The 26,399-nt window shown below is 40.7% G+C and carries 22 protein-coding genes and 2 pseudogenes; 16 read left to right on the top strand and 8 right to left on the bottom strand.

All coding sequences use genetic code 11. From position 1 onward, the window contains the following. Positions 1–373: 373 nt before the first annotated feature. A complete protein-coding gene (locus tag PCRYO_RS06855) occupies positions 374–922 on the bottom strand; it encodes a manganese efflux pump MntP (protein WP_011513672.1) in 549 nt (182 codons plus the stop codon). Between the two features lie 41 nt (positions 923–963). Then, a complete protein-coding gene (locus PCRYO_RS06860) occupies positions 964–1,248 on the bottom strand; it encodes a metal/formaldehyde-sensitive transcriptional repressor (protein WP_011513673.1) in 285 nt (94 codons plus the stop codon). 113 nt (positions 1,249–1,361) lie between these two features. On the opposite strand from PCRYO_RS06860, the gene PCRYO_RS06865 reads away from it, so the two are divergent. Both PCRYO_RS06865 and PCRYO_RS13485 read left to right on the top strand, forming a co-directional pair. After that, positions 1,362–1,694 carry a YnfA family protein gene (locus PCRYO_RS06865; RefSeq protein ID WP_015060935.1) on the top strand — a complete coding sequence of 111 codons (333 nt, stop codon included), beginning with the start codon at positions 1,362–1,364 and terminating at the stop codon, positions 1,692–1,694. 38 nt (positions 1,695–1,732) lie between these two features. Then, positions 1,733–1,855: pseudogene (locus PCRYO_RS13485) on the top strand (IS3 family transposase); the annotation flags it as partial. A gap of 266 nt (positions 1,856–2,121) precedes the next feature. On the opposite strand, the gene lgt reads toward PCRYO_RS13485, so the two are convergent. Beyond that, positions 2,122–3,006 (bottom strand): prolipoprotein diacylglyceryl transferase, encoded by an 885-nt coding sequence (gene lgt, locus PCRYO_RS06870; RefSeq protein WP_011513675.1) that lies wholly within the window; start codon positions 3,004–3,006, stop codon positions 2,122–2,124. A 222-nt stretch (positions 3,007–3,228) separates the two neighbouring features. On the opposite strand from lgt, the gene PCRYO_RS13490 reads away from it, so the two are divergent. Next, positions 3,229–3,393 carry an ImmA/IrrE family metallo-endopeptidase gene (locus PCRYO_RS13490; RefSeq protein WP_020443537.1) on the top strand — a complete coding sequence of 55 codons (165 nt, stop codon included), beginning with the start codon at positions 3,229–3,231 and terminating at the stop codon, positions 3,391–3,393. Positions 3,394–3,443: 50 nt separating this feature from the next. Here PCRYO_RS13490 and lnt read toward each other — a convergent pair whose 3' ends face one another. After that, positions 3,444–5,012: an apolipoprotein N-acyltransferase gene (lnt, locus tag PCRYO_RS06875; protein WP_011513676.1), complete on the bottom strand. Its 1,569-nt coding sequence runs from the start codon at positions 5,010–5,012 to the stop codon at positions 3,444–3,446. A 239-nt stretch (positions 5,013–5,251) separates the two neighbouring features. Between lnt and PCRYO_RS13410 the strand changes: the two genes are divergently transcribed. Beyond that, positions 5,252–5,902 carry a DUF411 domain-containing protein gene (locus tag PCRYO_RS13410; protein ID WP_011513677.1) on the top strand — a complete coding sequence of 217 codons (651 nt, stop codon included), beginning with the start codon at positions 5,252–5,254 and terminating at the stop codon, positions 5,900–5,902. A gap of 797 nt (positions 5,903–6,699) precedes the next feature. Continuing rightward, on the top strand, positions 6,700–7,422 hold the full coding sequence (locus tag PCRYO_RS06885) for a CHAP domain-containing protein (protein ID WP_011513678.1): 723 nt from the start codon (positions 6,700–6,702) through the stop codon (positions 7,420–7,422). A 148-nt stretch (positions 7,423–7,570) separates the two neighbouring features. Here the strand turns inward: PCRYO_RS06885 and cadR are convergent, their stop codons facing one another. Continuing rightward, positions 7,571–7,981 (bottom strand): Cd(II)/Pb(II)-responsive transcriptional regulator, encoded by a 411-nt coding sequence (gene cadR, locus PCRYO_RS06890; RefSeq protein WP_011513679.1) that lies wholly within the window; start codon positions 7,979–7,981, stop codon positions 7,571–7,573. 142 nt (positions 7,982–8,123) lie between these two features. Here cadR and PCRYO_RS06895 point away from each other — a divergent pair, with 142 nt between their 5' ends. From PCRYO_RS06895 to PCRYO_RS06925, 7 genes are all read left to right on the top strand, one after another. Then, the gene (locus PCRYO_RS06895) at positions 8,124–10,340 is read left to right on the top strand and encodes a heavy metal translocating P-type ATPase (protein WP_011513680.1); all 2,217 of its coding nucleotides are present in this window, start codon (positions 8,124–8,126) and stop codon (positions 10,338–10,340) included. Between the two features lie 121 nt (positions 10,341–10,461). Continuing rightward, a complete protein-coding gene (locus tag PCRYO_RS06900) occupies positions 10,462–12,510 on the top strand; it encodes a heme lyase CcmF/NrfE family subunit (protein ID WP_011513681.1) in 2,049 nt (682 codons plus the stop codon). Further along, positions 12,511–13,173 carry a DsbE family thiol:disulfide interchange protein gene (locus PCRYO_RS06905; RefSeq protein ID WP_011513682.1) on the top strand — a complete coding sequence of 221 codons (663 nt, stop codon included), beginning with the start codon at positions 12,511–12,513 and terminating at the stop codon, positions 13,171–13,173. Between the two features lie 83 nt (positions 13,174–13,256). Further along, positions 13,257–13,739 carry a cytochrome c-type biogenesis protein gene (locus tag PCRYO_RS06910; RefSeq protein ID WP_020443538.1) on the top strand — a complete coding sequence of 161 codons (483 nt, stop codon included), beginning with the start codon at positions 13,257–13,259 and terminating at the stop codon, positions 13,737–13,739. Next, positions 13,736–15,016 carry a c-type cytochrome biogenesis protein CcmI gene (ccmI, locus tag PCRYO_RS06915; RefSeq protein WP_011513684.1) on the top strand — a complete coding sequence of 427 codons (1,281 nt, stop codon included), beginning with the start codon at positions 13,736–13,738 and terminating at the stop codon, positions 15,014–15,016. The genes PCRYO_RS06910 and ccmI overlap by 4 nt, the downstream gene beginning before the upstream one ends. A gap of 141 nt (positions 15,017–15,157) precedes the next feature. Then, positions 15,158–15,865 carry a signal peptidase II gene (gene lspA, locus PCRYO_RS06920; RefSeq protein ID WP_011513685.1) on the top strand — a complete coding sequence of 236 codons (708 nt, stop codon included), beginning with the start codon at positions 15,158–15,160 and terminating at the stop codon, positions 15,863–15,865. A 275-nt stretch (positions 15,866–16,140) separates the two neighbouring features. Continuing rightward, complete coding sequence (locus PCRYO_RS06925; protein WP_041753506.1) at positions 16,141–16,473, top strand: DUF3817 domain-containing protein; 333 nt, start codon at positions 16,141–16,143, stop codon at positions 16,471–16,473. 825 nt (positions 16,474–17,298) lie between these two features. Here the strand turns inward: PCRYO_RS06925 and PCRYO_RS06930 are convergent. Further along, positions 17,299–18,309: a hypothetical protein gene (locus PCRYO_RS06930; protein ID WP_011513687.1), complete on the bottom strand. Its 1,011-nt coding sequence runs from the start codon at positions 18,307–18,309 to the stop codon at positions 17,299–17,301. Positions 18,310–18,663: 354 nt separating this feature from the next. Further along, positions 18,664–19,254 carry a recombinase family protein gene (locus PCRYO_RS06935; RefSeq protein WP_041753110.1) on the bottom strand — a complete coding sequence of 197 codons (591 nt, stop codon included), beginning with the start codon at positions 19,252–19,254 and terminating at the stop codon, positions 18,664–18,666. A gap of 604 nt (positions 19,255–19,858) precedes the next feature. On the opposite strand from PCRYO_RS06935, the gene PCRYO_RS06940 reads away from it, so the two are divergent. Beyond that, complete coding sequence (locus tag PCRYO_RS06940; RefSeq protein ID WP_011513689.1) at positions 19,859–20,833, top strand: hypothetical protein; 975 nt, start codon at positions 19,859–19,861, stop codon at positions 20,831–20,833. 156 nt (positions 20,834–20,989) lie between these two features. Here the strand turns inward: PCRYO_RS06940 and PCRYO_RS06945 are convergent. Next, positions 20,990–22,167: pseudogene (locus tag PCRYO_RS06945) on the bottom strand (type I restriction endonuclease subunit R, EcoR124 family); the annotation flags it as partial. Positions 22,168–22,471: 304 nt separating this feature from the next. Here PCRYO_RS06945 and PCRYO_RS06950 point away from each other — a divergent pair. Genes PCRYO_RS06950 through PCRYO_RS06960 form a run of 3 tightly spaced genes read left to right on the top strand, consistent with a single transcriptional unit; the run spans position 22,472 to position 26,334 of the window. Next, positions 22,472–24,061: a type I restriction-modification system subunit M gene (locus tag PCRYO_RS06950; protein WP_011513690.1), complete on the top strand. Its 1,590-nt coding sequence runs from the start codon at positions 22,472–22,474 to the stop codon at positions 24,059–24,061. Beyond that, positions 24,051–25,412, top strand: coding sequence for a restriction endonuclease subunit S (locus PCRYO_RS06955; RefSeq protein ID WP_011513691.1), 1,362 nt, complete (start codon positions 24,051–24,053; stop codon positions 25,410–25,412). Before PCRYO_RS06950 ends, PCRYO_RS06955 begins: the two co-directional genes overlap by 11 nt. Before the next feature lie 52 nt (positions 25,413–25,464). Continuing rightward, positions 25,465–26,334: a hypothetical protein gene (locus PCRYO_RS06960; protein WP_011513692.1), complete on the top strand. Its 870-nt coding sequence runs from the start codon at positions 25,465–25,467 to the stop codon at positions 26,332–26,334. The last annotated feature ends 65 nt before the right edge of the window (positions 26,335–26,399 follow it).

Here is a 26,399-nt window from a genome sequence, read left to right on the forward strand (position 1 = left end):
TATGGAGTCATCGGCCGAAATTACATTATGAACCAGCTATCACTTATGGCAAGGGCTTTGTAAGTAAAAAATATGTAAAGGCTGTTTATGCTTATTTGGATCTTAGTAGGAGTGTTCTATAAGTATTCAGGTAATTCAAACCATTGGTCTATAGACGTATATTGAAGATTTCACTAGAGAATAAAACCAATCAGGCTCTCTTATTGGTTCGGTACCCTAGTGAGGACTTGAATATCAAGCTGCAAGCTATTGATGTCAGTAGTCAAAATACTCATAGCAGCTCAGTGTACATAGCAGTGTACCTTTCAAGATGAAATGGCGGCATATCCATCTTTTTAATTAGTCGCTGTACCTATTAAATATAAGGTCGCCTTTAAACCACCATATTCACACCGATAGCTATCAACACCAAACCGCCTAGAGCTTCTGCCCAACTGCCCAGCCATGTTCCTGACTTGCGTCCTATATAAGCGCCTAAGACACTTAAAACAGCTGTCGTGAGTGCAATAATTAAACATGCCAAATAAGCATTAACAGCCAACAGGTTTAACGTAAAACCTGCCCCCATCGCATCAAGACTCGTTGCTATAGCCAACGAAAGCAATGTTTTATGACTTAAATTGATCCGAGTCTCATCATTGTTAACGGAACGCGACTCATAGAGCATCTTAATTCCAAGAGCTACCAGTATGACAAAAGCAACCCAAGAAGCACCTTCAGCAAACCAGCCTAGCATGGTAGAGCCAAGCGCATAACCAATCAGCGGCATCACTCCCTGAGCAACCCCGAAATAGACACCAATGAGTAACGCCATTTTCATAAACTGCGAATTAACATCGCTTTTGTGAGTCGAGCCAAGACCGATTGAAGCCGCAAACGCATCCGCAGCGAGTGCCAGCGCCAATAATAGTACTTCTAACATGAAAAAATCGTTCCTTTTGAAATATTATTCTTCTTAGTTTTCTATTTCATATAAGTTTTTAGTATGGATAAGACGTCTTCTATCTCTTGTTGACGTTGTTGTTGGGTCATGTCTTCTGCTCCTAAATGCTCTTTTATATGCTCTTCTAAAACCTCCTTCATAAGACCGTTTACCGCCCCCTTTAATGCCGCTATTTGCTGCAAAAGAGCCATGCATTCAGGATCGCCTTCTAATGAAGCTTCTATTGCTACTGACTGACCTTTGATACGTCTGATACGTCTGATACGTCCTAGTAGCTTGCTCTTACTTTTTTGAGTATGTGACATTATTTTTATTGTCTCATTTTATACTGGGGGGGGTAGCATATTTATAGGATGCTTTTTATAGTGGTATGATAAACTCGATCGCTGCATTATGGATGACTAAAGGAGTAAGTTTTTTGTCTGAATTAAAAACAGTTGGGCTTTTTGCTATTACTGCACTAGCAGAGATTGTAGGCTGTTATTTGCCATACTTGTGGCTAAGAGAGGGTAAGTCAATATGGCTTCTTGTCCCTAGTGCGCTTAGTTTGGTTGCTTTTGTATGGTTACTGACTTTACATCCAACCGCTGTTGGCAGAGTTTATGCCGCCTATGGTGGTGTGTATGTAACGATGGCAATCCTATGGTTATGGGCTGTTGATGGTATTCGACCAACGACATGGGACATATTAGGTACATCAGTAGCACTTCTAGGCATGGCTATTATTATGTTTGCACCGCGCAACACATAGACTATCAATCAAAGTTTACCGATACTGAGTGATCCACTACATTATTAAAAAATAATATCCATTATATTGGATATACATATAGCTCGACAGGGATTCAAAAGGGTTTGGGCTATAAATCGCCAAGACAGGTATGGTTTGACTTTTACCGTCAGGCTGCGTAACGGAAATCTCCCAAGTTAATGTCTACGGATTTGACAGCAGGAGTCATACAGCCGGACTCAAGTAAAGCAACTTCCGATAAAGTCGGTGCAGTTCACTATCTGCCTTACCATTAAATAAATGAAGGCTTACCTCCCAGTTGTCACTAAACAGATTGGCTTTAGGAATAAAAAATCTTACTCTAACATAGATATCAGTTTCACAAAGGAATGTATCTTGTTAGCACAGCGTTCATTTTTATTAGTTCATACATGATTGTCTCTCATACCTAATAAGCAGACTGCTTACCCCAATCATAGATACCACGTTTATAAGCGTAAATCAGCATAATTAAGCCAGCGATAATCATCGGTGCGCTTAATATTTGTCCTTTGGTCATCCAACCTAAAAGGATAAATCCTTGATCAGCATCTGGCTGACGGAAGAATTCAATGATAAAGCGGCTGATACCGTAGCCCAGTAAGAACACGGCAGAAGCGGCCATACGTGGACGCGGCTTTGATGAGTACCACCATAAAAAGATAAATAGCAGCAGACCTTCGGCGAAGGCTTCATATAGTTGCGATGGATGACGAGGCAGTATGTACTGACCATTAACCTCAATCATTAATTCTTGCAATTGTGGATTGCTCTGTAATTGCTCCATATCAAAGGCAGCGGCTTGCGGAAAGTAGGTCAGCCAATTATAGCCACCGTCTGATACGCGCCCCCATAGTTCACCATTGATATAATTACCGATACGACCAAACAGTAAGCCAGTTGGCACGCAAGGAACGATAAAATCGAATACTTGAAAGGTGGTTTTTTTGTATTTACGCGCAAAGAACCACATACCTAGCATGACGCCAATAAAGCCGCCGTGGAAAGACATACCGCCTTCCCAAACCTTTAATAGGTATGCGGGGTTTTGTAGTAGCTCGCCGAATTGATAAAACAGCACATAGCCAATCCGACCGCCTAAAATAACGCCAAGCGCCCCATAAAAGACCAAATCAGACACCATATCGGTGGTCCAATTGTCGCGTTTGGTACTACGATACCAAGCCAGACCATAAGCGGCGGCAAATGCCAGCAGGTACATTAAACCATACCAGTTCACTTCTACTGGACCCAAAGACAGCGCAACGGGATCATACTGAGGATGAATCATCATAAAGGTATCATAATTATTGATAATAAAATATTGGTCATAATAGCAAAATTCGACCCTTGCGAACACGACAGTCTGTTCAAAACAAAAGAGTGTCAACGATCATAACGTGGTGCTGGAATAAATATTTCGAAGCATCTGTTTGGCTTGCGCGCAGCAAGCGAAAAAAAATTATCCCAGCAATGTGATATTCTCCCTAAATCTAATCAACCAACTGAGGCGTGAATGCCTTTTATCTTTTTGAATAACCAAAAAACTATGGAGAAAAGTAGATTCGATGCATGTCACGAATATGGTCATTTGGTTAGAGGTATCTACAGCATGATAATATCTGAAAGTTTCGTAGAACCGCTTGATCAAGACTTAGAGTCTAAAGCAGCTGAAACATGAATCCTACAATAAAATTTATGCTGATTAAATTATTATGATTAAGTTTACTATTACCCTCGTCTTCTAAGTGTGGTTAGACCTTGGCCAAAATAGCTTAGTAGTAATAACAGGGTTATTATTATCAAGATAGGATAATTTCCCATAAGCATAAAGGGAGTGTTACCAACCCGTGCCTGTATCTCACCACGTAGTACAGTACGCTCAAACTGCGGTGCGCGTTTTACAATACGACCTTTATGGTTAATGATAGCGGTAACACCAGTATTGGTCGCTCGAATAAACCAGCGCCCGTTCTCAAGAGCGCGCATTTGTACCATTTGCAAATGTTGCAATGGTCCTGCTGAAGTGCCAAACCAGGCATCGTTAGAGACGGTCAACAAAAAGTCAGTATCGATTGCATTTTTACGCGTGGTATCTGGATAAGCTACCTCATAACAGATAGCCGTCCCTATATTGTGTCCACGCACCTGTAGCGGTGACTGCTGATCACTACCACGACTATAGCTCTTAATATCCTGACTACCGGCCAAACTTGGGAAAATATCGAGCACGCCTTCAAATGGAATATACTCTCCAAAAGGCACCAGACGCTGCTTCTTGTATAGGCCTTCCGCTTCTACACCTCGAGCAATCACGCTATTGTAAAATGGGGGATACTTATCCGTACTGGCATTGAATGCCGCTTTATCCTTATAAGGGATACCAGTTATCCATGTCGTATTGGTCGCATTAGCCATTTCTATCATTTCACTAATAAAGCCCGCAGCCTCATCCTGAAACATCGGAATAGATGATTCAGGCCACACCACAACATCACGTCCCCACTCAGTGCGCGTTAACTTCGCATAAATCTTTAGCGTTTCTACTTGATATTGAGTCAGCCACTTTATATCTTGTGAAATATTACCTTGAATCAATGACACTGACAGATCAGGTGTGCCCTTAGGTTTTGTCCATTGCGGATTGACCAGCCATAATGATGTGCTAATGGCCAATAACAGTACAGAAACGACGGCATAACTACTGCGCCGAAGCAGTAGCTCTACTAAACTTGCAGCCAATAGTATGGCAACAAAAGAGACGGCAAAAACACCAGCAACGGGTGCTAAGGACGATAACCAATACTCTTCAGTAAACGCATAACCAACAAACAGCCACGGAAAGCCTGTGAATAACCAAGTTTTTAACCATTCTTGTAGCACCCAAAGAGCAGCAAATGAAAAGGGTTGTTTGCCTACCATACGGTTAAAGGCTAGTGCTAAAAATCCATGAAACAGTCCCATACCGAGACCCATCAATCCAATCATAATCAATGCGAGCCACGTTGGAGTATCGCTATAATCATGGATAGCTGTATAGAGCCAAAAGCCGCCGACGCACCATAGCCCCATACCGTAAGCTTCACCGATAATAAAAGCGCGACGACCACTCATATTTGGCACCAACAGCGCATATAAAATCGCTGGTGACACTATTGCTAGCGGCCAGAACCCATAAGGCGATAATGCAAATAAAAAAATAGCCCCTGCAAGCCATGCTGCTACTAGCGTAAGCCATAGCGGTAATTGATTTAAGTGAGTACTCAAACGCTTTTGTAGACTAATAGTAGACAGGTGCATCGCAAATTATCCAAAATTATGAGCCTTGAATTTTTAATCAAAATCCAAAACTCAGATAGACCCGTTAATACTACAGGCAGCATTTCAAAATAAAAACTGCTTATGATACCAGTCCGCACTGCTCAATGTATAAATTTACGTACCCCGTTTGATGGGTTATTATGCTACATTACCAAACGATATGAAGTGTTACTTGACCTTCTATAGCTCACAATATCTACAGTACATGAGAGAGCACTATGACCCCCTTAAAAATAAAATCCAGTCTTATATTCAATCGTCATCTGTCTAAGGGGTTGCGTGGTACGCTGGTGTTACTTGCCGCCTCATCACTATTTGCTTGTAGCCAACCGAGTAGTGGCGTATCTGATGCAAACACAACATCAGTAACAACCGAAAATGCAACAGCTATCACTTTAAAGGAAGATGAACCAAACGCTAAAAGTGCTCACATGATGACAAGGTCAGTAAGTAAACCAGACCTACTAAAAAACGTCTCAGCTACGGTCTATAAAGATGCCAATTGCGGCTGCTGTAAAGAATGGATAAGTCATGCAGAAGATAATGGTCTAAGTGCAACCGCGCAAGATGTTGCGGACTTAGCCGTATTTAAAGAGCGCTACAGCGTTCCAACTGAGATGCGTTCTTGCCATACTGTAGTCACTACTGATGATTACGTCTTTGAAGGTCATGTACCTGCTAAGTATATGGCGCAGTTCTTAGAAAATCCGCCAGTACAAGCTATGGGTCTTGCCGTACCTGGCATGCCTGTTGGTAGCCCAGGTATGGAGTATCAAAATAAATTCATGCCCTATCAGGTTATGCAGCTCAATAAAGACGGGACGACCCAAGTTTATGCTGATATTGAATCGGTAGAGCAGCAATTATAGTGTGTTAGCAGTTAAGAATACTTTGATTATAGTGTTAGCGTTAAAAGTAAATGAGGCAGGTATAAGACTGTTCTATTGCTTATAAAATGATTCTTCATCAAAAAAATCATTAGCTATTGCGACTTTAAAAGCAAAAATAACTTTGAATTTGTAACTTTTGATGACAATGTAAGCGGATTTATCGGTTATTAACCCTTAAAATAGATAAATAATTAAGGGTTAATACAAGAATATACAGGATGTATCGAAACAATTACGTAATATTACATAAGCCAGTAGGGAATTAACATCTATATTAATATTATAAATTATTATATTATCTTAATAATTAGTTAGACCCTATATAGGGTAATTACTTCATCCAATAAAAAAACGTCTGAGGGTTAAATCTATAATTTAGATTTAACCCTCAGACGTTTTTTTGCTTATAAAACAGTAGAAATTGTTGTCAATTTAGTCAGCTATATTCTGTATATGTTACACAAACTTACATTGTAAAATGTGGAATATTAGCAATTTTTTCAACATCAAAAAAGTATTTTTGGGGTTTTTAAGGGTGATGACAGGCTAAACAGCCTATGCTAAAGTCGGCTTTGTGTTTTGGCCAGCAGCTTGATTTGCAACAGCTTCGTAAGACTTCAATGATGCTGTGATCGCCAATAATCATTTTTTATATGAATAATATGCAGCAGAAGTATCAGTCACTATGACGTATATATACTTGAGTTGTTGAAATTTAATTGACTGCGCTGTTGTTGATAACAGACCATTTTGAATTAACCGTAGGTATTAGATTTATGAAACAGGCTTTATTGATTTTGTCAGTACTGGGTATGGGCATAGCACAAACGAGTGGTGCTGCTATCACAATCTCTCAAACAAATAATACCATCACCAATACTTCTGTGGCATCAAACTACGGTTCATCAAAAAACATCTATAGCACTAGCAGTGGTGCTTATGTTTCTAGTAATGACGAAATCAGTCAAGCTATTAGCAACCTAAGTGCGCAGGCTAAGCAAAAAGAGAGTCGGCTTTCATCATTAAACAGCCGCTTATACGCTGAAAAACAACAGCAGCAAGTCAATACAGTTCCTGATAGCAATTCAGCCCCCGCTATCGCTGCTGCTCGTGCTTCACGAGTGGCTCTATCTGGTAGCTCTGGATACTGTGCCCGTTACGTACGTAAAGCACTACAATCAGCAGGTTATGAGTTCACCCCCAATCCTTCAGCCTATCAGTACGCCACTCGTGGCACGCTTGATAAAGCAGGTTTTAGCAAAATCAGTAATGATATGCCAACCCAAGTAGGTGATGTTATTGTCTATGATCGCTCATCAAAGCGTCCACATGGCCATATCCAAATCTTTGATGGCGAAAACTGGATTTCTGATTTCCGTCAGAACAGCATCAGCCCATACAGTGGTGTCTATGCTTATACCACATGGCGTGATTCAAAATACGTGGATGACGCATCCGCATCAGATCGAAATATCTACCTTGCTATGAATGATAAATAAGACCTGATAAGTCAGCACAACATAGTTATTATTTCCTCCAACCCCAGTAGTGATCTTAATATCATTGCTGGGTTTTTTTGTGCTTAACATCAGGGTGTATTTAACCTTTCATGATTTGATCAGTCAGAAATGAACACTACTAATATCATTACTCATGACAAGAATTATCGGCAAGAGCCTTTAATATCCCACATGATACCGCTGGTGCACTACTTGCACATTTCTGGCGCAAAACAGTCAAGTGCTGCTTTAAGTGCATCAGTTCTTCCATTCGTATTTCTACAGCATAAATTTGCTTATCTAGTAAGGAGCTCACATCACCACAGTCTTTATCAGGTTCCTCCCAAAACTCAAGTAAGATTCGTACTTCGTCTAGAGCCATGTCAAGCGTACGGCAGTGTAGGATAAATTGTAGACGCTCAATGTGCTCTTCATTATATAAACGATAATTCCCTGCGCTGCGAGAAGGCTCAGGTAATAAGTGCTCCTTTTCGTAATAGCGAATGGTTTCCACTGTGGCACCTGTGCGTTTAGCGAGCTCACCAATTTTGATTGTCATAATAACCTCTATGATTTAAATAATTAAAGTGGCTGTAAAGACTGGCGCTAGAGAAATTAAATTTACAAAACTGTAGATAGACAACCTTGACTCTAAAGCCACTAGAGGGTTCATAATACCATTATTCAAAGGGTAAATTATTATGAAATATCATATTGAAGGTATGGACTGTGCCAGTTGCATCGGCAAGATTGAAACAGCTTTGAAACGTATGCCTGGGGTTTCTGATGTTGAGCTAAATTTTGCTACAGAAACGCTAGAGCTAAGCTTGGCCCCTGATGCGCCGACTCAGGCTAGTGATATTGAAAAAACCATCAAAAGCCTAGGGTTCGGTATATCTGCCAATACTGGTCAACAAACTGTATCGGCTATTGATATTGACAGCGACAATCAGATGGCTCCGCAGGATAAGCGGTGGTGGCAAACTCAAAAAGGCAAACAGGTTGTTGGTCTCGGTATTTTGATGGGCAGCGCTTATGCACTGTCACTACTGTTCCCCGCTTATGGGATATGGGTGTTTGCCATCGCTGTGATTGTAGGCGTTTTTCCATTTGCACGCAAAGCCTTAGCACTGGCTAAAACAGGTTCATTCTTTTCAATTGAAACGCTGATGTCCGTCGCCGTGCTTGGCGCACTTATCATTGGTGAAGCTGAAGAGGCCGCAGCGGTTGTCTTTTTGTTCTCAATCGGTGAACTGTTTGAGAGTATCGCTGCTGATCGCGCTCGCGCTGGCATCAGAGCCTTATCATCGCTGGTTCCGAAAAGTGCGATTTTACTTGATGCTCAAGGTGGGCAGCGTAACGTTCCAGCGACTTCACTACAAGTGAATGACCTTGTGCTGGTGCGTCCTGGAGATAGGGTATCTGCTGATGGTTCCATTGTTCAAGGTGCGTCCAGCCTTGATGATTCGCCCGTGACGGGAGAGTCTGTTCCTGTTGCCAAGACGATGGGTGACAATGTATTTGCAGGGTCAATTAACATCGATGGTGTGCTCCAAGTGCGCGTAGAAAAGACAGCCGCCGATAACACTATTTCGCGCATTATTGATTTGGTAGAGCAAGCGCAAGCTTCCAAAGCACCCACTGCCCGTTTTATTGAGAAATTCAGTCGTTACTATACACCGGCTGTGATGGCTATTGCCGCCCTAATTATCATCGTCCCACCGTTAACCATGGGCGGAGATTGGTCAACTTGGTTATATCGAGGTCTAGCCTTATTATTGATCGCTTGTCCTTGTGCTCTTGTGCTCTCAACACCAGCTGCTATCGCCTCTGGTCTAGCGGTCGGTGCGCGCCGCGGCTTGCTGATCAAGGGCGGTAGTGCTTTAGAAACCATCGGCCAAGTGAAGACAGTCGCTTTTGACAAGACAGGCACTTTAACTGAAGGCAAACCACGCGTGACCGATGTTGTTGACATTACACAAGAGTATTCAAGTGTTCAAGGTCAGGATTCTCAGGATCAGGGTTCTCAAGGTAAAGATAAGGTATTGGCGCTCTTTGCCAGTGTGGAGACAGGTTCTAGTCACCCGCTTGCTGAAGCCATTGTCAGTCATGCCAAAGCCGCCAAAGTTGTCATACCTGTGGCTTCTAAAGCTTCTGCTACTGCGGGTAAAGCGGTACACGCAACTATCGCTGGGCGCGCGCTAGCTATCGGTTCGCCTGTTTATGCCGCAGATGAGGCATCAATTTCAGCCGAGCAACAGGCACAAATCGAGGCGCTGCAAAATGAGGGCAAGACCGTCTCAGTTCTTTTCGATGAGCAAAGTCGAGAAGTGCTTGGATTGGTCGCACTAAGAGACGAGTTACGAGACGACGCTCATGAAGGTGTGGCTCAACTTAAAGCGATGGGTGTGCGCTCTGTTATGCTAACAGGCGACAACCGCTTAACCGCTCAAGCACTTGCCAGTAATTTAGACGTGGAATGGGAAGCTGAGCTGTTGCCTGAGGACAAACTGCGCTTGCTTAACGAGATGAAGAATAACAGCAAAATAGCGATGGTGGGTGATGGTATTAACGATGCGCCAGCACTAGCAACCGCTGATGTTGGCATCGCGATGGGTGGTGGTACCGATGTGGCCATTGAGACGGCCGATATCGCATTATTAAAAAGTCGTGTTACAGACATGGCCCATCTGATTGCACTTTCGCGTGCCACCATGCGCAACATTCATCAGAACGTCATTTTCGCTTTAGGTCTCAAAGGCGTCTTTCTGATCACGACCGTATTCGGCATTACTGGACTATGGATTGCGGTTCTAGCTGATGCTGGAGCAACAGTGCTCGTTACTCTCAATGCGTTACGTTTACTGCGCTTTAAAGGCGCGCCTCCACTGGTAACTCCGCCTAAAGTAGTTAAATAAAACCCTTCGAAATCAATTAAAAACTAGAGATAGCAGCAGATTTCGGGGGTGGGTTCTAATAATAAAAATTCCACCGCTACAGTAAACTGCAACCGCATTAGAGTAAATAAGGTTAGACCGTATGTTGATTACAGAATTGGGCTATTTTGCCTTGCTTACCGCTTTTGTATTGGCGTTATTGCAGGTAATTCTGCCAACTATTGGTGTTATTCGTAACCAAGTTGCTTGGCAACGACTAGCCCCTAGCTTAGCTTGGGCACAGTTTGCCGCCATGATAACGTCATTTGGCGCTTTGATAGCAGGTTTTTATTATAATGATTTTAGCCTCAGTTACGTCGCGCAGCATTCCAATACGCTGTTGCCTTGGTACTATAAGTTATCGGCGACATGGGGCGGACACGAGGGCTCTTTGCTGCTATGGATGACCATCATGGCCACATGGTGTGCACTGGTATCATACTTTAGTCGCGGCTTGCCGTTATCAATGCGTGCGCGGGTATTAGTTATTTTGGCCGGTGTACAGTTAATGATGCTAACAATGCTGATATTTACCTCGTCACCGTTTGAGCGTACCTTACCCAATCTAGCGGTCGATGGCGCTGATTTAAATCCTGTCCTACAAGATTTCGGTCTGATTATTCATCCGCCCATGTTATATATGGGCTATGTGGGTATGGTAGTGCCTTTTGCATTTTGTATGGCGGCATTGTGGGAAGGGCGTTTAGATGCTGCTTGGACACGCTGGTCACGTCCATGGGCGCTCGCGGCTTGGGGATTTTTGACCATTGGTATTGCACTGGGCTCGTGGTGGGCCTACTACGAGCTTGGCTGGGGCGGTTGGTGGTTTTGGGATCCGGTAGAGAACGCCTCGTTTATGCCTTGGCTTGTCGGCTTAGCATTGCTGCATTCATTAGCAGTCACTGAAAAGCGCGGGGTGTTTAAAGCATGGACCATCATGCTGGCTATTTTCGCCTTTGCCTTAAGCTTGCTTGGCACGTTCCTGGTACGCTCTGGAGTCCTTACCTCAGTGCATTCGTTTGCCGCTGATCCGACGCGTGGTTTGGTCATCTTAGCTATTCTTGGCATTATCATCGGTAGTGGTCTATTAATGTTTGCCGTTCGCGGTTGGCGTTTAACCGTTGAAAGTCAATATCAGCTGATTTCACGTGAGTCCTTTTTAGTGATCAATAACGCCATCATTTTGATTGCAACCTTAGTGGTGCTGCTCGGCACCCTCTATCCTATTATCGCTGATGCCTTTGGTTTAGGACAAGTGTCCGTTGGCCCTCCTTATTTTAATGCATTATTTGTACCTTTAACGTGGCTGTTATTAATAGCTATGGGTATGGGCTCAAATATTCGCTGGAAAAAAGACACCCGTCCACTACTGGGTATAGGCATGGTCATCGCCGTTAGTAGCTTAGTATTAGCCGCCATTATTACTTACTTTGTTAATCCATCGTCTATGCTTAATATTGGTGTGACTTTAGCCGTTAGCTTTTGGGTACTGCTATGGATGGCAGTTGATTTTAAAGATAAAACTAAGAATGCGCCTAATTTTTTTAACGGTTTGCGGCAGTTGCGTCTGAGCTATTGGGGTCAACAGACTGCTCATATTGGCGTATTGGTTGCTGTCATTGGCATAGCCTTTACTAGTAGCTTGAGTATTGAGCGTGACGTAGCAATGGGTATTGGCGATACAGTCAATGTTCAAGGTTACGATTTTGAAGTAACTGAATTTTTTGAAATAAAGGGTAGTAACTTTGATGCAACGCAGGCGCAAGTCGTGGTATCCAAAAACGGTCGTGAAGTGGCGAAACTGAATCCAGAAAAGCGTACTTATATCATTAGCACTATGCCGACCACTGAGGCGGCCATTGATGCTAGCCTAATGCGCGATGTTTATGTCGCACTGGGCGAACCTATTGCCGATGGTAGTAACCAATGGGCATTAAGGATTTATGTAAAACCATTAATTCGCTGGATTTGGTTAGGGGCAATTATCATGGCTCTAGGTGGATTAATTAGCATGCTTGATAAACGATACCGCATCAAAAAAGTTAAAGCTCCATTGCTAGTTACTGGTGATCTGGCTACTGATGGAGTCAATGAGGTAGCTATTGAGCAGGCAATCTCAGCATCGACGATGTCGACACTAAAGGAGAAATAAATGACTATGTCGAATAATACTCCTGAGCAAAAAGATAGCCAAAACAGTAAGCAGCGTAACCCAAAGACAATGAAAAAAAAGCAGACGAAGCTATGGTTCTTAATTCCGCTTATCCTCTTTTTTGGTTTGGTAGTTATATTGTACATGCGCTTAGGTAAACCAACAGACATTGTGACCAATACCGCTCTTGAGCGTCCGGTTCCTACCTTTGAGCTGCCGTTATTAGCAGATACTACCCGTACTATCACCAATGATAATTTGCCAGATAAGCCGTTTTTACTTAATGTTTGGGGCTCATGGTGCCCAACTTGCGTTATTGAGCATCCGTTTTTAATGCAACTAGAAGAGCGCGGCGTTGATATCGTTGGTGTGAATTATAAGGATGAGATTGGTAATGCGCTCAGTTACTTAAACCGAGGCGGTGATCCATTTTCTATGTCTATTCAGGATTCATTGGGTCAGTTTGCTCTAGACTTAGGCATAACTGGTGCGCCCGAAACCTTTGTTGTGGATGGAGATGGCATCATTCGTCAGCATATTGTTGGTGAGATTAATGAAGCCAATTGGCAACAGCGTGTTAAGCCGTGCCTGACAGTACTTAATAAGGCTAATAAGAACAACGATAGTCCTGATCTCATTCAGGTTGAGGAGATGTGCAAATGAACGTTACTCGAATAAGAGCTCCTCAACTAAAACCCAATATAGTTTTAAAAATAGCAAGCTTAATACTAGCGTGTCTGCTTAACATGACGGCAAACGCAGCTATTGACGTATACGATTTTGACTCACCACAGCAAGAAGCTCAGTATCGTGGATTAATAGAAGAGTTTCGCTGCCCAAAATGCCAAAATCAAAACCTTGCAGCCTCTGATGCACCGATTGCACAGGATCTAAAGCAAAAAGTCTATGATTTAATTAAAGATAGACGTAGTGATGCTGAAATACGCGTCTATATGCAAGAGCGCTACGGTGACTTTATTAGCTACAAGCCGCCTATGCGACCATCAACATGGATCCTATGGTTTTTTCCACCACTATTATTGCTCGTCTTAATCATTGGTTGGTTTTGGCAAAGTAAGCGTCGCCAAGTTGTTGCCCGTGGTCAAAGCGGCGTCACAGTGAACAGTACTGCTGCCTTGACCTCTACGGAAAAGGCTGAGCTTGATCGTCTATTATCGCAAGCTGAGAGTGTCGACCACGACATTACTAGCCTAGAGGACAAAAAATGACTCTATTTTCTACTTTTGGCTTATTTGTAACTCTAAGCTTGCTGATTGCTCTTATATTTGCGCTGATTGCTATTATGCCATGGCTACGAGCACCGCGTTTGCAGTCCAAACCAATAGACAATCAACTGCTAGATATTAATGTTGCAGTATTTCGCGAACGTTTAGCTGAGCTACAAACAGATAAAGACAGCGGTACTATTAATAATAGCCATTATCAAAATCAAAAGCTGGAACTGGAGCGTCAGCTATTAGATGCGCAGCGTCAGATAACACCTATGGTCACCCCTGATGTCAAAAGCCGTTTAATTGTCGCAGCTTGGATCCCAATATTGGCTGCAATGGCGTATTTACTAATAGGCAATCGTACGCCCGTGTTTGATTTGTGGACAGCTGAGGACAAAGTAGGACAAGTGGCTGACGACCTATTGACAGCTAAAATTGACAAGCCGCCATCATGGGCGTTTGAAGATGGTCGTCAACTGATTAGCGCCATGCAAACCAATGTTCATCGTAATGCTGATGATCCTAATCGCTGGATGCGCCTATCCGAGCTTTTCTTATCTATGGAGGCAACTGATTCTGCGCTGGAAGCCTTATCTCGTGCCTATCGTTTAGCTCCTGAAAATGAAGAAATCGCCACCACTTATGCTCAGACTAGCTTTTTTGTTAATGAAGGTCAGTTAGACGCTAATATTCGCCGTGTATTACAAGCTATATTAGCTAAAAATCCGCAGCATGAACGGGCTCAGATGCTCATGGCAATGGGTGAGACTCGTAGTAGTAACTTTGCCCAAGCGCAAGGTTGGATTAAACGCTTACAAGGCAGCATTGTGGCCAAACCAGGTGATCATACTAAAGCTTTAGCAAGCTTAGATGAGTTGAGTAACTACGTTAGCACGCAAGAAAAGCAAGCGCTAGAAGGTATTGACGTGACAGTGAAAATTAACGCTAATTTATTACCGTTAGTGAAAGCTGATGATGTGTTGTTTGTTGCGATACGTGACGTTAAAGGAGGTCCACCGTTTGCCGCCAAACGTTTACCCATTAGTGTTATTGAGCAAGGTGAGGCCAGTATCCGCTTAAGCAATCTTGATGCGATGATGCCAGATCGCACGTTAAATTCAGCTCGTAGTGACAAAACTCAGTTAGCAGTCGTTGCTCGTATTAGTCATAGCGGTAATGCCATAGCAGAGTCAGGCGACTTATCGGGTAATCCGATAGTGATTAGTGCTGAACAGACTCAGGTTAATGTTGAAATCAATCAACAGATTCCCTAATAAAAAATTATTACCGTAAGTTTCATAATACCAGAGCGGTAAGTGGAGCAGTTTTTAAAAGTGGCGCTATTAATAGTCGTATACTAAAAACATATACGTTTAACATTGTTCATTGTATAAACACAGATAAAGAAAACAACTATGACTGAATCTACCGACAGATTAGATAGTACTAAATTGAATAGCGTTGAATCGGCTAGTACTAATATTGCTGACAATAAAGTACCTATAGCTGTGAGTAGTACTCATCAATCAATTGACTCTAAAACCATGAATCATACGCCTAAAGCTATGTACGTAACTTCAGGCAACTCGATAACACCTAAAGGTAAGTTGAATAAAATGCCAAAAATGGTTGCCAATGGCAGTCGCGCTTTTATCTGGTATTTGTTGGCGATAATGGTATTAATACTTGATCAATGGACTAAGTGGTTGGCCCAAACCAAATTAGCGTTCAATGACCCCGTACCGGTCATTGAACCATTTCTCAACTGGACACTCGCTTATAACTATGGGGCAGCATTTAGCTTTTTAGCCGACGCTGGCGGTTGGCAGAAATGGTTTTTCTCAGGCTTAGCTTTTATAATGGCTATCTTTTTAACGGTTTATTTAATCAAAGCGCCACGTGCAGCCAAGCTATTGTCCATGGGGTTAGCCTTAATGCTCGGTGGTGCGATTGGCAACTTAATCGATCGTTTAAGAATTGGTAAAGTGGTTGACTTTATCCATGTGCATTATGCTGATGTCTGGAATTATCCTATTTTCAATGTTGCAGATATAGGTGTCTGTGTCGGTGTCGCATTGATTATAATTGACATGATATTTTTAGAAAGTAAGCGTAATAAATAAGCACATTGATGCCGATTATCACAAACAAAATGAACTAGCGTCGTAGTCACTCTATACGGAAAAATACTTTTTATACTTGAGTATGTTTATAAAATGTGAACTGGAAGGTAATGTATGACTGGTATAGGTACTCACTCATTTTAGGTCTTAAAACCCAATACTTAAAAGCTCTGCGTAGAGCCATTATTATAGAGACATTGAATAATCCATAAATTCTTTATTGATAATAACAAAAGGAAAATATAGTGTCACAGGCTCAGCCAACTATTGAAAAAATTCACAGCCTTAGAAAAAAACAAGAGACCGCGTTAAAAAGTCTTACCCTTATAGGCTACCTAGAAGGCACCTCTTTCTTATTATTGCTCTTCATCGCCATGCCACTAAAATATATGATGGACATTCCAGAAGGTGTGAAATATATCGGTATGGCGCACGGTGTACTATTCATTGTCTATATCGTAGTACTTGTAGGCACAGCTATCAAAGTAAAAATTCCTCGTTGGGCAATACCTGCGGGCGTACTCGGATCACTCTTACCATTTGGCCCGTTCATATTTGATCATTTACTAAAAAAGAATCTACAAAAAAGCGTAAGTAAAGAAGCCTAGAACAAGCTCTGCTACAAATGCTACAAACGTATATTATTACTCAAGATTATTTTTCCTAACTAAATTACAAGCCGCCATCACTCATCATGGCGACAAATGAATAACATTGAGCAGAAATTAATCACAATAAAACTTTGATTCAGACCCAATATGAATAGTCTCACACTCTAGTTACTTTTCGAACTTATCTTACATACTATCGACAAACCCGTCTTGTTTAAAAGCTAAACAGGTTTTGTCATCCGCGATGGCTTTCCTGTTATCGTAGGGTATATCCCAGCGGAACCATTTAAAAGGCATCAAAAACCGATTAATAGACCACCTAAAATAGACTGGTGTAGTGGAACTACTTATAACAGACTATTTTAGGTGTTTATGTTTATCAGAGCGTATCTTACTTAGAGCGTCAACCAAAGAGCAAAATGCCAAATGTGCCAAGAACAAGCTCATACAGTTTGCTACTGATCATGGCCTTAAAGCTGCTGTGTTCTATATAGAAAATGGATCAGGGGCGACACTAGTACTTACAAAACTAATATAGCTGATAACTATCATAGCCAAAGAAGCGATGTGATACTCAAATACTCAAATACTCAAAATTATTTTGAGCATCAGTATCCTTTGATACGGAATGTTTTAGGTATTCTGTTAGCCTAAATAGAGTCAAGAAAAATATCGATTACTTTTCAAGCTATGGTATATCAGCCGATTCTCTTATAGTCGAATCATCATCGCAACGATGATATTTATAATAGCTTAATTATCAAGGTAGACATCCTTGCATAGAGCGTGGTTTGCTTTACATATTTAAATTGAACAGCCCAATTAAGGAGTATCTGGGCTATTAACAGGTTTGTAGGTTGTAAAATATCCAGTCCATACTTTGCCATAGGTAGTTTTAAATAAGACCTTTTCGGTAGGATATATAATGATCTCTTTATCTAATCTATGATTGCATTCCTTGATGGCACATAATTTAACAAAGATGTATTTGTCATTAAAATACTCTATCTCGTAGTTCTTGGTTTTAAAATCGTTATATATTACTGCCTCTAAGGTTTTAGTGTTATATAAATCAGCAGGCAATATAAAGCTTGCACTAAATGCTTTGATTAACAGATAACAAATAAAGATGGCTATTGCTATGCCTGCTAATATTGACCAGTAAATAGGCTTTCTATATTTATCTACAAGGGTGCCCATACGGTCTTTAATATTATCCGAATTAATACCATCTTGAGCGTACTTCAATCCAATCAGCATAACAGCGTCAAGTACATAAAACATAAAGCCCGAAATAAAAAAACTTACAAGTAAAATGGTAACAATAGGGGATGTGGGGAACATACCTGCAAATAGCTCACTAATTAAATAAATAATAAGAACTAGCATTATAGGTATGACGATAAGCATCTTTTTTATGTGAAAATTTAAGTTTTTTCTAAGCTTTTTAACAAATTCTTCATCTTCAAGCCCTTTGACTTTGTTTTCAAAAGCACTTTTTAACAAACCTATTACTGCCTTCCCCATAACAATTATCAGAACGATTAAAAACAGTATAAGTATGCCGTCAACTGGTATTTGAGTGACAGAAAAAAACCTAATATAAGCAACATTTATACTTGATAATTCTAAGATCTGCCATAAAGCTCCTAAAAAAGATGGCAACAATAAAACAAGGCTTATGTTGTCCAGCACCCATTTAACCTGCTCCCTTAGTGTCTTCTTTGTGACCTCGGCTTTTTCATCAAGGCTATAAGTTTCTGGCACAAATAAGCCATTATCTTTTTTATGCCAGGCTGTGCCTTTAAACTCTTCTCTATTTGGGTCTGACATAGAGCACCTTAATCTCTTAAAATGAAGAAAATAAGGTTATAAGCGACCTTATGTTACTTCTCTCGTAGTAAGATTGATTCATACAAGAGGACTGGTAAAATGTTTACTATTCTAAAGTATTTCTGCCCAGTTTTTCTAGCTTTATCATTAGTGAGCTTAAAGCCTATGCGGCAAACATCCCAACCATAAGATACTGTGTTTTAACACGTCCACATAGTAAAAAAGTTGGTGTCTCTATAAATAAATATTTCTTACCTCGCGTGTAAAACCTTATATATCAGCTATTTATGAACGAAAATAAAATATAGCACTCATAATAATAATGATGAGCTAATATTTAAAATACCTCAGCTATTAGTCCTGCTTTAATACACGATAAACGGTAGCTACCCCAACACCAACCGCCTTAGCGATTTCCTCTTTTGTCATATTGGCTTGACTGTCTAATTCTCTAATACGATTGTGTTTCGTTGTATTAGGCTTCTTACCAGTGGGCTTATAGCCACTGTTAGCCAGTCCCTGCTTAATACGCTCTCTACGCTTGTCGTTATCAAGTTTTGCCATCGTTGCTAATAAGTCGATCAACATATGGTTAATCACTGTTAGGATATCACCTGTCATGCCACCACTCACCGTATACGTGGTTGGTAGATCAGCCACCACCAATCGTAAGCCTTTGTCTTTGATACGCTGCTTTAGAATTGCAAAATCATCTTGAGATAGCCGGCTTAATCTATCCACGCTTTCAACTAGTAGAATATCGTCTTTTTCAGCATCCTTTAGCAGCTTGGCTAAAGCTGGTCTATCGAGCTTCGTACCACTGAAATGCTCAACATATTCAATATAGTTATCATCATAACTTGTACTGAAAGCTACTAACTCAGCTAATGCTCTGGTAGCGTCTTGATCCTTAGTGCTGGCTCTCACATAAATACGAACGGTCATAACGCCACCTCTATTACTTAGACTTAATAATTAATGTTCATTAATAATAGCAAGATATTACTATCATTTAATAATACAAAAAAGTCTAATGATAGATAGATTATCATTTAAAGCTTTTATGCTTTAGGTATAGTGAAACGGTAGATTGTTTTAAGTGGTCTATTAATAGGTTTGAAGGGTGAAATATTTGGTTTTCTTGAGGTATACTTCTAATAATGAATATACAGATATTGATATTGATGACTATAAAGAGCAAGACATATAAGTTGAGATAGAAAATATTGATCAGTACACGCTTCCTTATAAGTCTTACACTACTTTATACCAGTTTAGGATTTATCTATTGTCAAACTAAGAATTCTGTAAAACGGCACAAATGAGAGGTCTAACGAACAGCATCAGCAATATTTAGCGCTGAAACGGCAAGAATCTAAAGTAGATGTAAGTGATGAACGTCCAAAACGCTGAGGTGGTTTGACTTCTTATTAGTATAAAGAATTAAAAATTAAGCGTAATATAGTTTGTGTCTAAATAATAAACAATAGGATGTAATGCAGAGATAAATCAGGTAAGAAGCACTATACAATATATGGGAGATAACTAGATGAAAATATTAATAGTCATTGCTACTTTGTGTATAACTTCCTGTGCGAGCATAACCTCTTTTGAAAATAAAAATTCGAGTCATGTTCACGGCTTGTCTTATTACATGCCTAAAAAAGATATTGTAGTTAAAGTTACTATAGAAGCTAGTAATATAACTAAGGTTGCGCTTGAAACGACACCATCATATCCTGATTTATCAAAAAGATATGTGCTAAACCACAATAAAAATATAATGGGTAAAAACCTTTCAGATATATCGATAACTGAAAGCGGATTATTAACCACTGTCACATCAAAGACTACTAGTAACGTTACAGATATATTCAGTAATCTAGCAACTAGTTATGGTAATTTTACCAAACCGCCTTTAGGGTCTGGTTTGTTTCCGCCGATCGGCTGTAATACTGATACAGAACATGTTTTTATATATAAATCGGAAGGTGAATATAACCCATGTGGTCTTTCAGTAACTATTAAAAAAGAAGGGCCGGAGAATAAAGGGGTAGAAAATACCGAGGAGGTGGAAGTATCTAGTTCTGGCATATTTTATCGACAAGACGAACCTTATAGAGTAACGATAAATAGTGGTAGTACGATTGGGGATCTAAATTTTTCATCGATAGTATTTTCACCATCGTATTCCACAACATCATTTCTTCCAATATCTAAATCATTTTTTGCCAATAATAGCGCAGAATTTACTTTTGAAAAGGGTATTCCAACAAAATATAAGCAAGATGTAGATGGTGAAGCTTTAGCAGTAGCAAAAATTCCGTCTGCAATTATAACATCAGTATTTACTGCAGTTGGTTCAGTATATAGCAGATCTTCAACTACCAATCAGAACGAAATTTCCGCCTTAGAACAGACGATTAAATTAGAACTCGTAAAACAGAAATATGCTGCTTGCTTAGAAGCAATTAAGAGTAAAGATACTAAGTTAGTGAGTGATTTAGGCTGTAATAGCAATTAAAAATATACATATTTGGTTTAATATTATTAGTAATATGTTCTTCAAAATACGGAATATATTTCCACGAATAAATCTAGTACTCAAGATATGAACCGCCCTGATTATATTAGAGGCTGATTGACGTGTGTCAAACAGCCTCTTTGCTTTATAGATTACTCAAAATTTCCCACCCACGCCTTTAAACTTCTCAACGAAAGCCGCAATTTTCTGCAAAACACTTTGCTTCTTGGTTAAGTACTGCGGATTCAGTGGACTCAGTTTGGGCAAAATAGCATTTAACTCTGTGCCGTTCTCACTGGCGTACTCACGCTTTAAAGAAGCGGTGATATAACGCTTAGCAGCATCTTCATTCAGGTTTTCAGCGGCAATCATGTCTTTCACTTCACGTTGCTGCTCTACCTGAGCATAGCTAAAGAAAGCATCGATAATGCTGGATTTATCAGGGATGCTATCTAAGTTGGTTTGATTGATGAAATCGACTACTAGGCTCTCTTTGGCACGGTTGCCAAGGCTTGCCCGAATCAAAGGACGTACTTCCTCAACTAGGGCAGACTTGTCCTTGGTGTTTTTATTATGCTCAAAAATTAATCCGAGTATGTAATCAAGATTAATTTCCTGTGATTTGAGCAGATCTATCTCGAAAACCACGTCGTCCCAATCAATCGAAGACTCTCCTTGCTGGTCAGCTGCTTTTTCACGACGTAACCAATCACGTAATCGTTATAGGTAGAACGGTAATCTTGTACGGTACGTTCAGCAGGCACTCTAATAGCTTGCATAGCGGCTAAGTCATCATCGTTTAGGTAATGCTCATCTTTAAACGTCTCAACAGCGTCAGCATCGGTCACATCCAAGTCTTGCAGTGCTTTTAGGCTTGCAAACTCATCATAGTTTTGTAATATATTCTCGACACGTAAATACTCCCCGAATAACTTAGCAAAGTCCTTCTTATCAGACTCTTTCACAATCTCATCAGGGTTAGGGAAGCGTTGTTGCAGCTCTTTGACCACTTCCAAATAACCGCGTCGTGCTTTGCCTGTGGCGATATCAGTAAAACCTTCTAAGTATTCTTTATAGCTCTTCTCTAGCACCACGTTTTTAGTGTTTCTATCACCAAACAAGGTGATGGCGTCAATGGTCGCTTTTTCTAAGTCTCGAAAGGTCACAATGTGGCCAAATGTCTTGGTAGCATCAAAACCCGTCAAGAACATGCCAACGACAACCAGTAAGTCCACTTCTTGATTAATGACGCGCCCTGCAAGGTCGCGGTAGTAATTTTGGAAGGATTTGCTGTCTACGCCATAGTTGGTTTTAAACATTGCGTTATAGTCCAATAATAGACTTTTCATAGCAAGTTAATCACTTTTCTGCAAAAAAGTATCTTTACATCAGTTTGCATATCTCGATGAGTATAATCAAAACTGTCTAAGTCAAAGATGGAATGACGCTTTGTATATCATAGAGTTCAAGCATTCTTATGATAGTATAATACCAAACAAAATTAATGATGCTGTTTTCAACATTATAAAGTGATGGCTACATCGTAAAGGTAGTCGGAATCATATCTGTATTGCATATGAAAATTAAACACAATTCATCATACAAATTAAAAGTATCACAAATAGAGATTAAAGAAACATGGCTAAAACACCTGCGAACAAAAAAGATAAAACAGACAATGGCAATTTTGAAGAAGCCCTTTGGGATGCTGCCAACAAGCTACGAGGTAGCGTCGAATCATCAGAATATAAGCACATCGTCCTTAGCCTAATTTTCTTAAAATTCATCAGTGATACTTTCGAGCAGCAGCGCCAAAAACTGATCGATACAGGCTATGAAAAGCATATCAACATGGTGCAAGCTTATACCAAAGATAACGTGTTCTACTTGCCAGAGGAGAGCCGTTGGAGTTTTATCCAGCAGAATGCTAAGCAAGAAGACATCGCGCTTAAAATCGACACGGCGCTCAGTACCATCGAAAAGACCAACCAATCATTGAAAGGCGCATTGCCTGACAACTACTTCTCACGTCTAGGCTTAACGGCCAGTAAGCTTGCCGCCTTGATTGATGTGGTCAATAACATCGACACTATCGGTAATCCAGAAGAAGACACGGTAGGGCGCGTGTACGAGTATTTCTTGGGTAAGTTTGCTGCAACTGAAGGTAAAGGCGGTGGTGAGTTCTATACGCCTAAGTCTGTGGTCAATCTGATTGCAGAAATGGTTGAGCCATATCAAGGCAAAATCTACGATCCGTGCTGCGGCTCGGGCGGTATGTTCGTCCAGTCCATCAAATTCATCGAGAGTCACCACGGCAATACCAAAGATGTGTCTATCTATGGGCAAGAGTACACCAGCACGACCTACAAGCTCGCTAAGATGAACCTTGCCATTCGTGGTATCTCTAGCAACTTGGGTGATGTGGCTGCCGATACTTTCTTTAAAGATCAGCACGAAGACCTAAAAGCCGATTTCATCATGGCAAACCCACCTTTTAACCAAAAGGATTGGCGCGCCTCTGATGAGCTGGTCGATGACCCACGCTGGGCAGGGTATCCGACACCGCCTACGGGCAATGCCAACTATGCATGGATATTGCACATGATATCCAAGCTCTCTGAGCATGGAACTGCTGGTTTTGTACTTGCCAATGGTTCGATGTCTACCACCACCAGTGGTGAGGGTGAGATACGCGAGCAAATCATCAAAAACGATCTGGTCGATTGTATGATTGCGCTACCGGGTCAGCTGTTTTATACCACGCAGATTCCGGTGTGTTTATGGTTTATCAGTAAAGACAAACAAGCTACGTCAGCTGATAGTAAGGCAAAGGGGTTGCGTAACCGTAGCGGTGAGACGCTGTTCATTGATGCCCGTAATATCGGTGCGATGATTGACCGTACGCATAAAGAGTTTTCTACTGATGATATCGAAGCGATTGCCAAGACTTATCATGCATGGCGCGGTGAGAAAGAAGCGGGCGGCTATGAAGCCTACGCAGATGAAGCAGGCTATTGTAAATCCGCCAGTCTAGACGATATCAAAGCCAATGACTATGTGCTGACGCCTGGGCGTTATGTTGGGGCGGCAGCTATCGAAGATGATGGCATTCCGTTTGAGACTAAGATGCTGGAGCTAAGCCAAACGCTATATGCACAGATGCAAGAGTCCGAAAAGCTAGATGCGACCATTCGTCAGAACTTGGAGGTATTGGGTTATGGCGAGTGATTGGGTAAAAACAACTCTTGGAGAAATAGTAAAGCTGGGCAATGGAATAATTCAGACAGGACCATTTGGTAGCCAATTGCATGCCTCTGATTATGTTGATGAGGGGATTCCAGTAATTATGCCTCTTAATATTATCAATAATAAAATAGATTTATCTGGTATAGCTAGAATAACTAAAGAAGATGCAGAAAGACTATCAAAGCATTTAGTGAAAAAGAACGATATCGTATACAGTCGCCGAGGTGACGTAACTAGAAAAGCGTTGATTACTGAACTTGAAGAAGGGATGTTTTGTGGTACTGGATGCTTACTTGTAAGACCTGGTAATAGCATAGATGCTCGTTTCTTGACCTATCACTTAAGTTCGCCTATAAATCAAGAATGGATAATCAGACACGCTGTTGGCGCTACTATGCCTAATCTTAATACAGGAATACTCAAGCGCGTTCCTTTGAACATACCAAGTTTGGATACTCAAAAAGCAATTGCCCATATTCTTGGTTCTTTAGACGACAAAATCGAGCTAAACCGCCAAATGAATGAAACGCTAGAAGCGATGGCACAGGCATTGTTTAAAAGTTGGTTTGTTGATTTTGATCCGTTGATTGATAATGCGCTGGCGGCTGGTAATGCTATTCCTGATGAATTTATCGAACGTGCTGAACAGCGTAAGAAGATTGAGAAAAAAGACAATTCAGATATTCAGGACTTATTCCCTGATGCGTTTGAGTTTGCGGAAGAAATGGGTTGGATTCCGAAGGGGTGGGAAAATGGAATACTTGCTGATATTTGCTCGTACGGAAAAGGCAAAATAAATACATCAGAACTCACTTTAGAAAACTATGTTTCTACTGAAAATATGAATAAAGAGAAGTCAGGAATTTCTCATGCAGCGAATATCGCGAGTACCAATCAAGTTCCAAAGTTTTCTGTAGGACAAACCTTAATCTCTAATATACGTCCATATTTCAAAAAAATATGGCTTGCTAGTTTCAGCGGTGGTCGGTCAAATGATGTCTTGAGCTTTCAAGCTCATAACTCTGTAGCTAATGAATATTTATTTAATCTTCTTTATCAGGATTCCTTTTTTGACTATATGACTGCAACATCAAAAGGAACCAAGATGCCACGCGGTGATAAAGCAGCCATTATGAGCTGGTCAGTAGCAATACCTTCATCAAGATTAATGGAAGAGTTTTCGGAATTAGCAAAACCAATGTATCTCGCAAATAATCTTCGTTCATTACAGACTATTGAATTAGCCAAACTCCGCGATACCCTCTTGTCTAAGTTAATGTCAGGGGAGTTGTGTATCCCAGATGCTGCCAGACTTGTGGATGAAATAATATAGCTTTTGACAGTAAATATTTCTCTCAAAAATATAGTAATTAATGGAGTTTAGCATGAAAAAGCTTTTACTTAGTTTGGCGCTCAGCCTAAGCGTTCTATCTGCGACTCCTGCAATAGCTGCCGCTCCCGCTTTTTCTGTCAGCCAAATGGCTCAGGTAAAAATCAAAGACTTAAGCTTTAAAGAAGTCATGCGTCAGTTTTATAGTGGTCAGATGAGACCTACCTCCGTCAATGATGAATATATTGAATCGATGCCAAATATCGGTTTAGGTCAAGTTGACAGCAATGGAGCAAGAATAGTTGCTTTAATGCATCCTATGGGACTTTATGATAACGCAAAAGGTGAACCACGTTATTTAGTGACCATTGAAAAGGTTATCGTTTATGATGAATCATCTGAATACTGTGAATCTTGCGGCTCAAAGGCAGATTTATATAGTTTTAAAAGACTAAATAATGGACAGTTTCAATTGATAAGCAGAACACCGGAGAGCGTAGCTTTTTATGACAGATGGGGCACAATGAACCTTCAGGACAATGACATTCAAAAAACTATACAGCTGTTAGGGACAAACTTAGTAGGCAGTGTTTTTAAGAGCGGTTATATGACTCTTGGCGAAACGAACAGTTGGTGGACAGTACTACACCTGCCTGAGAATGATTTTATTAATGTTTATGCTTTGGGTGATGCTGGTTCAGATAATGACGGTCAAGACGATGAAGATTCCCCTTTATATTATAATTATGAAGGGATCGTTAAAGTAATGCCTGAAAACGCTGCTTATTATCCCATTATATTGACTTATAAAGGCATACCTCCTGATGATCCTGAGCGTCCTAACTTCGTTAATAAAAGCTTCGTTATGAAGTTCAATCCAGTAAAAAAAGTTTATGAGACGACATCCAGCTTTGCAGCTTTGTAGGGTTCACATTGCCGTAAGCGATTACTAATGTTATTGAAAGATGCTCTATTTATCTAAAAAAGGAC

It is taken from the genome of Psychrobacter cryohalolentis K5 (assembly GCF_000013905.1).
Taxonomy (GTDB): Bacteria; Pseudomonadota; Gammaproteobacteria; order Pseudomonadales; family Moraxellaceae; genus Psychrobacter; species Psychrobacter cryohalolentis.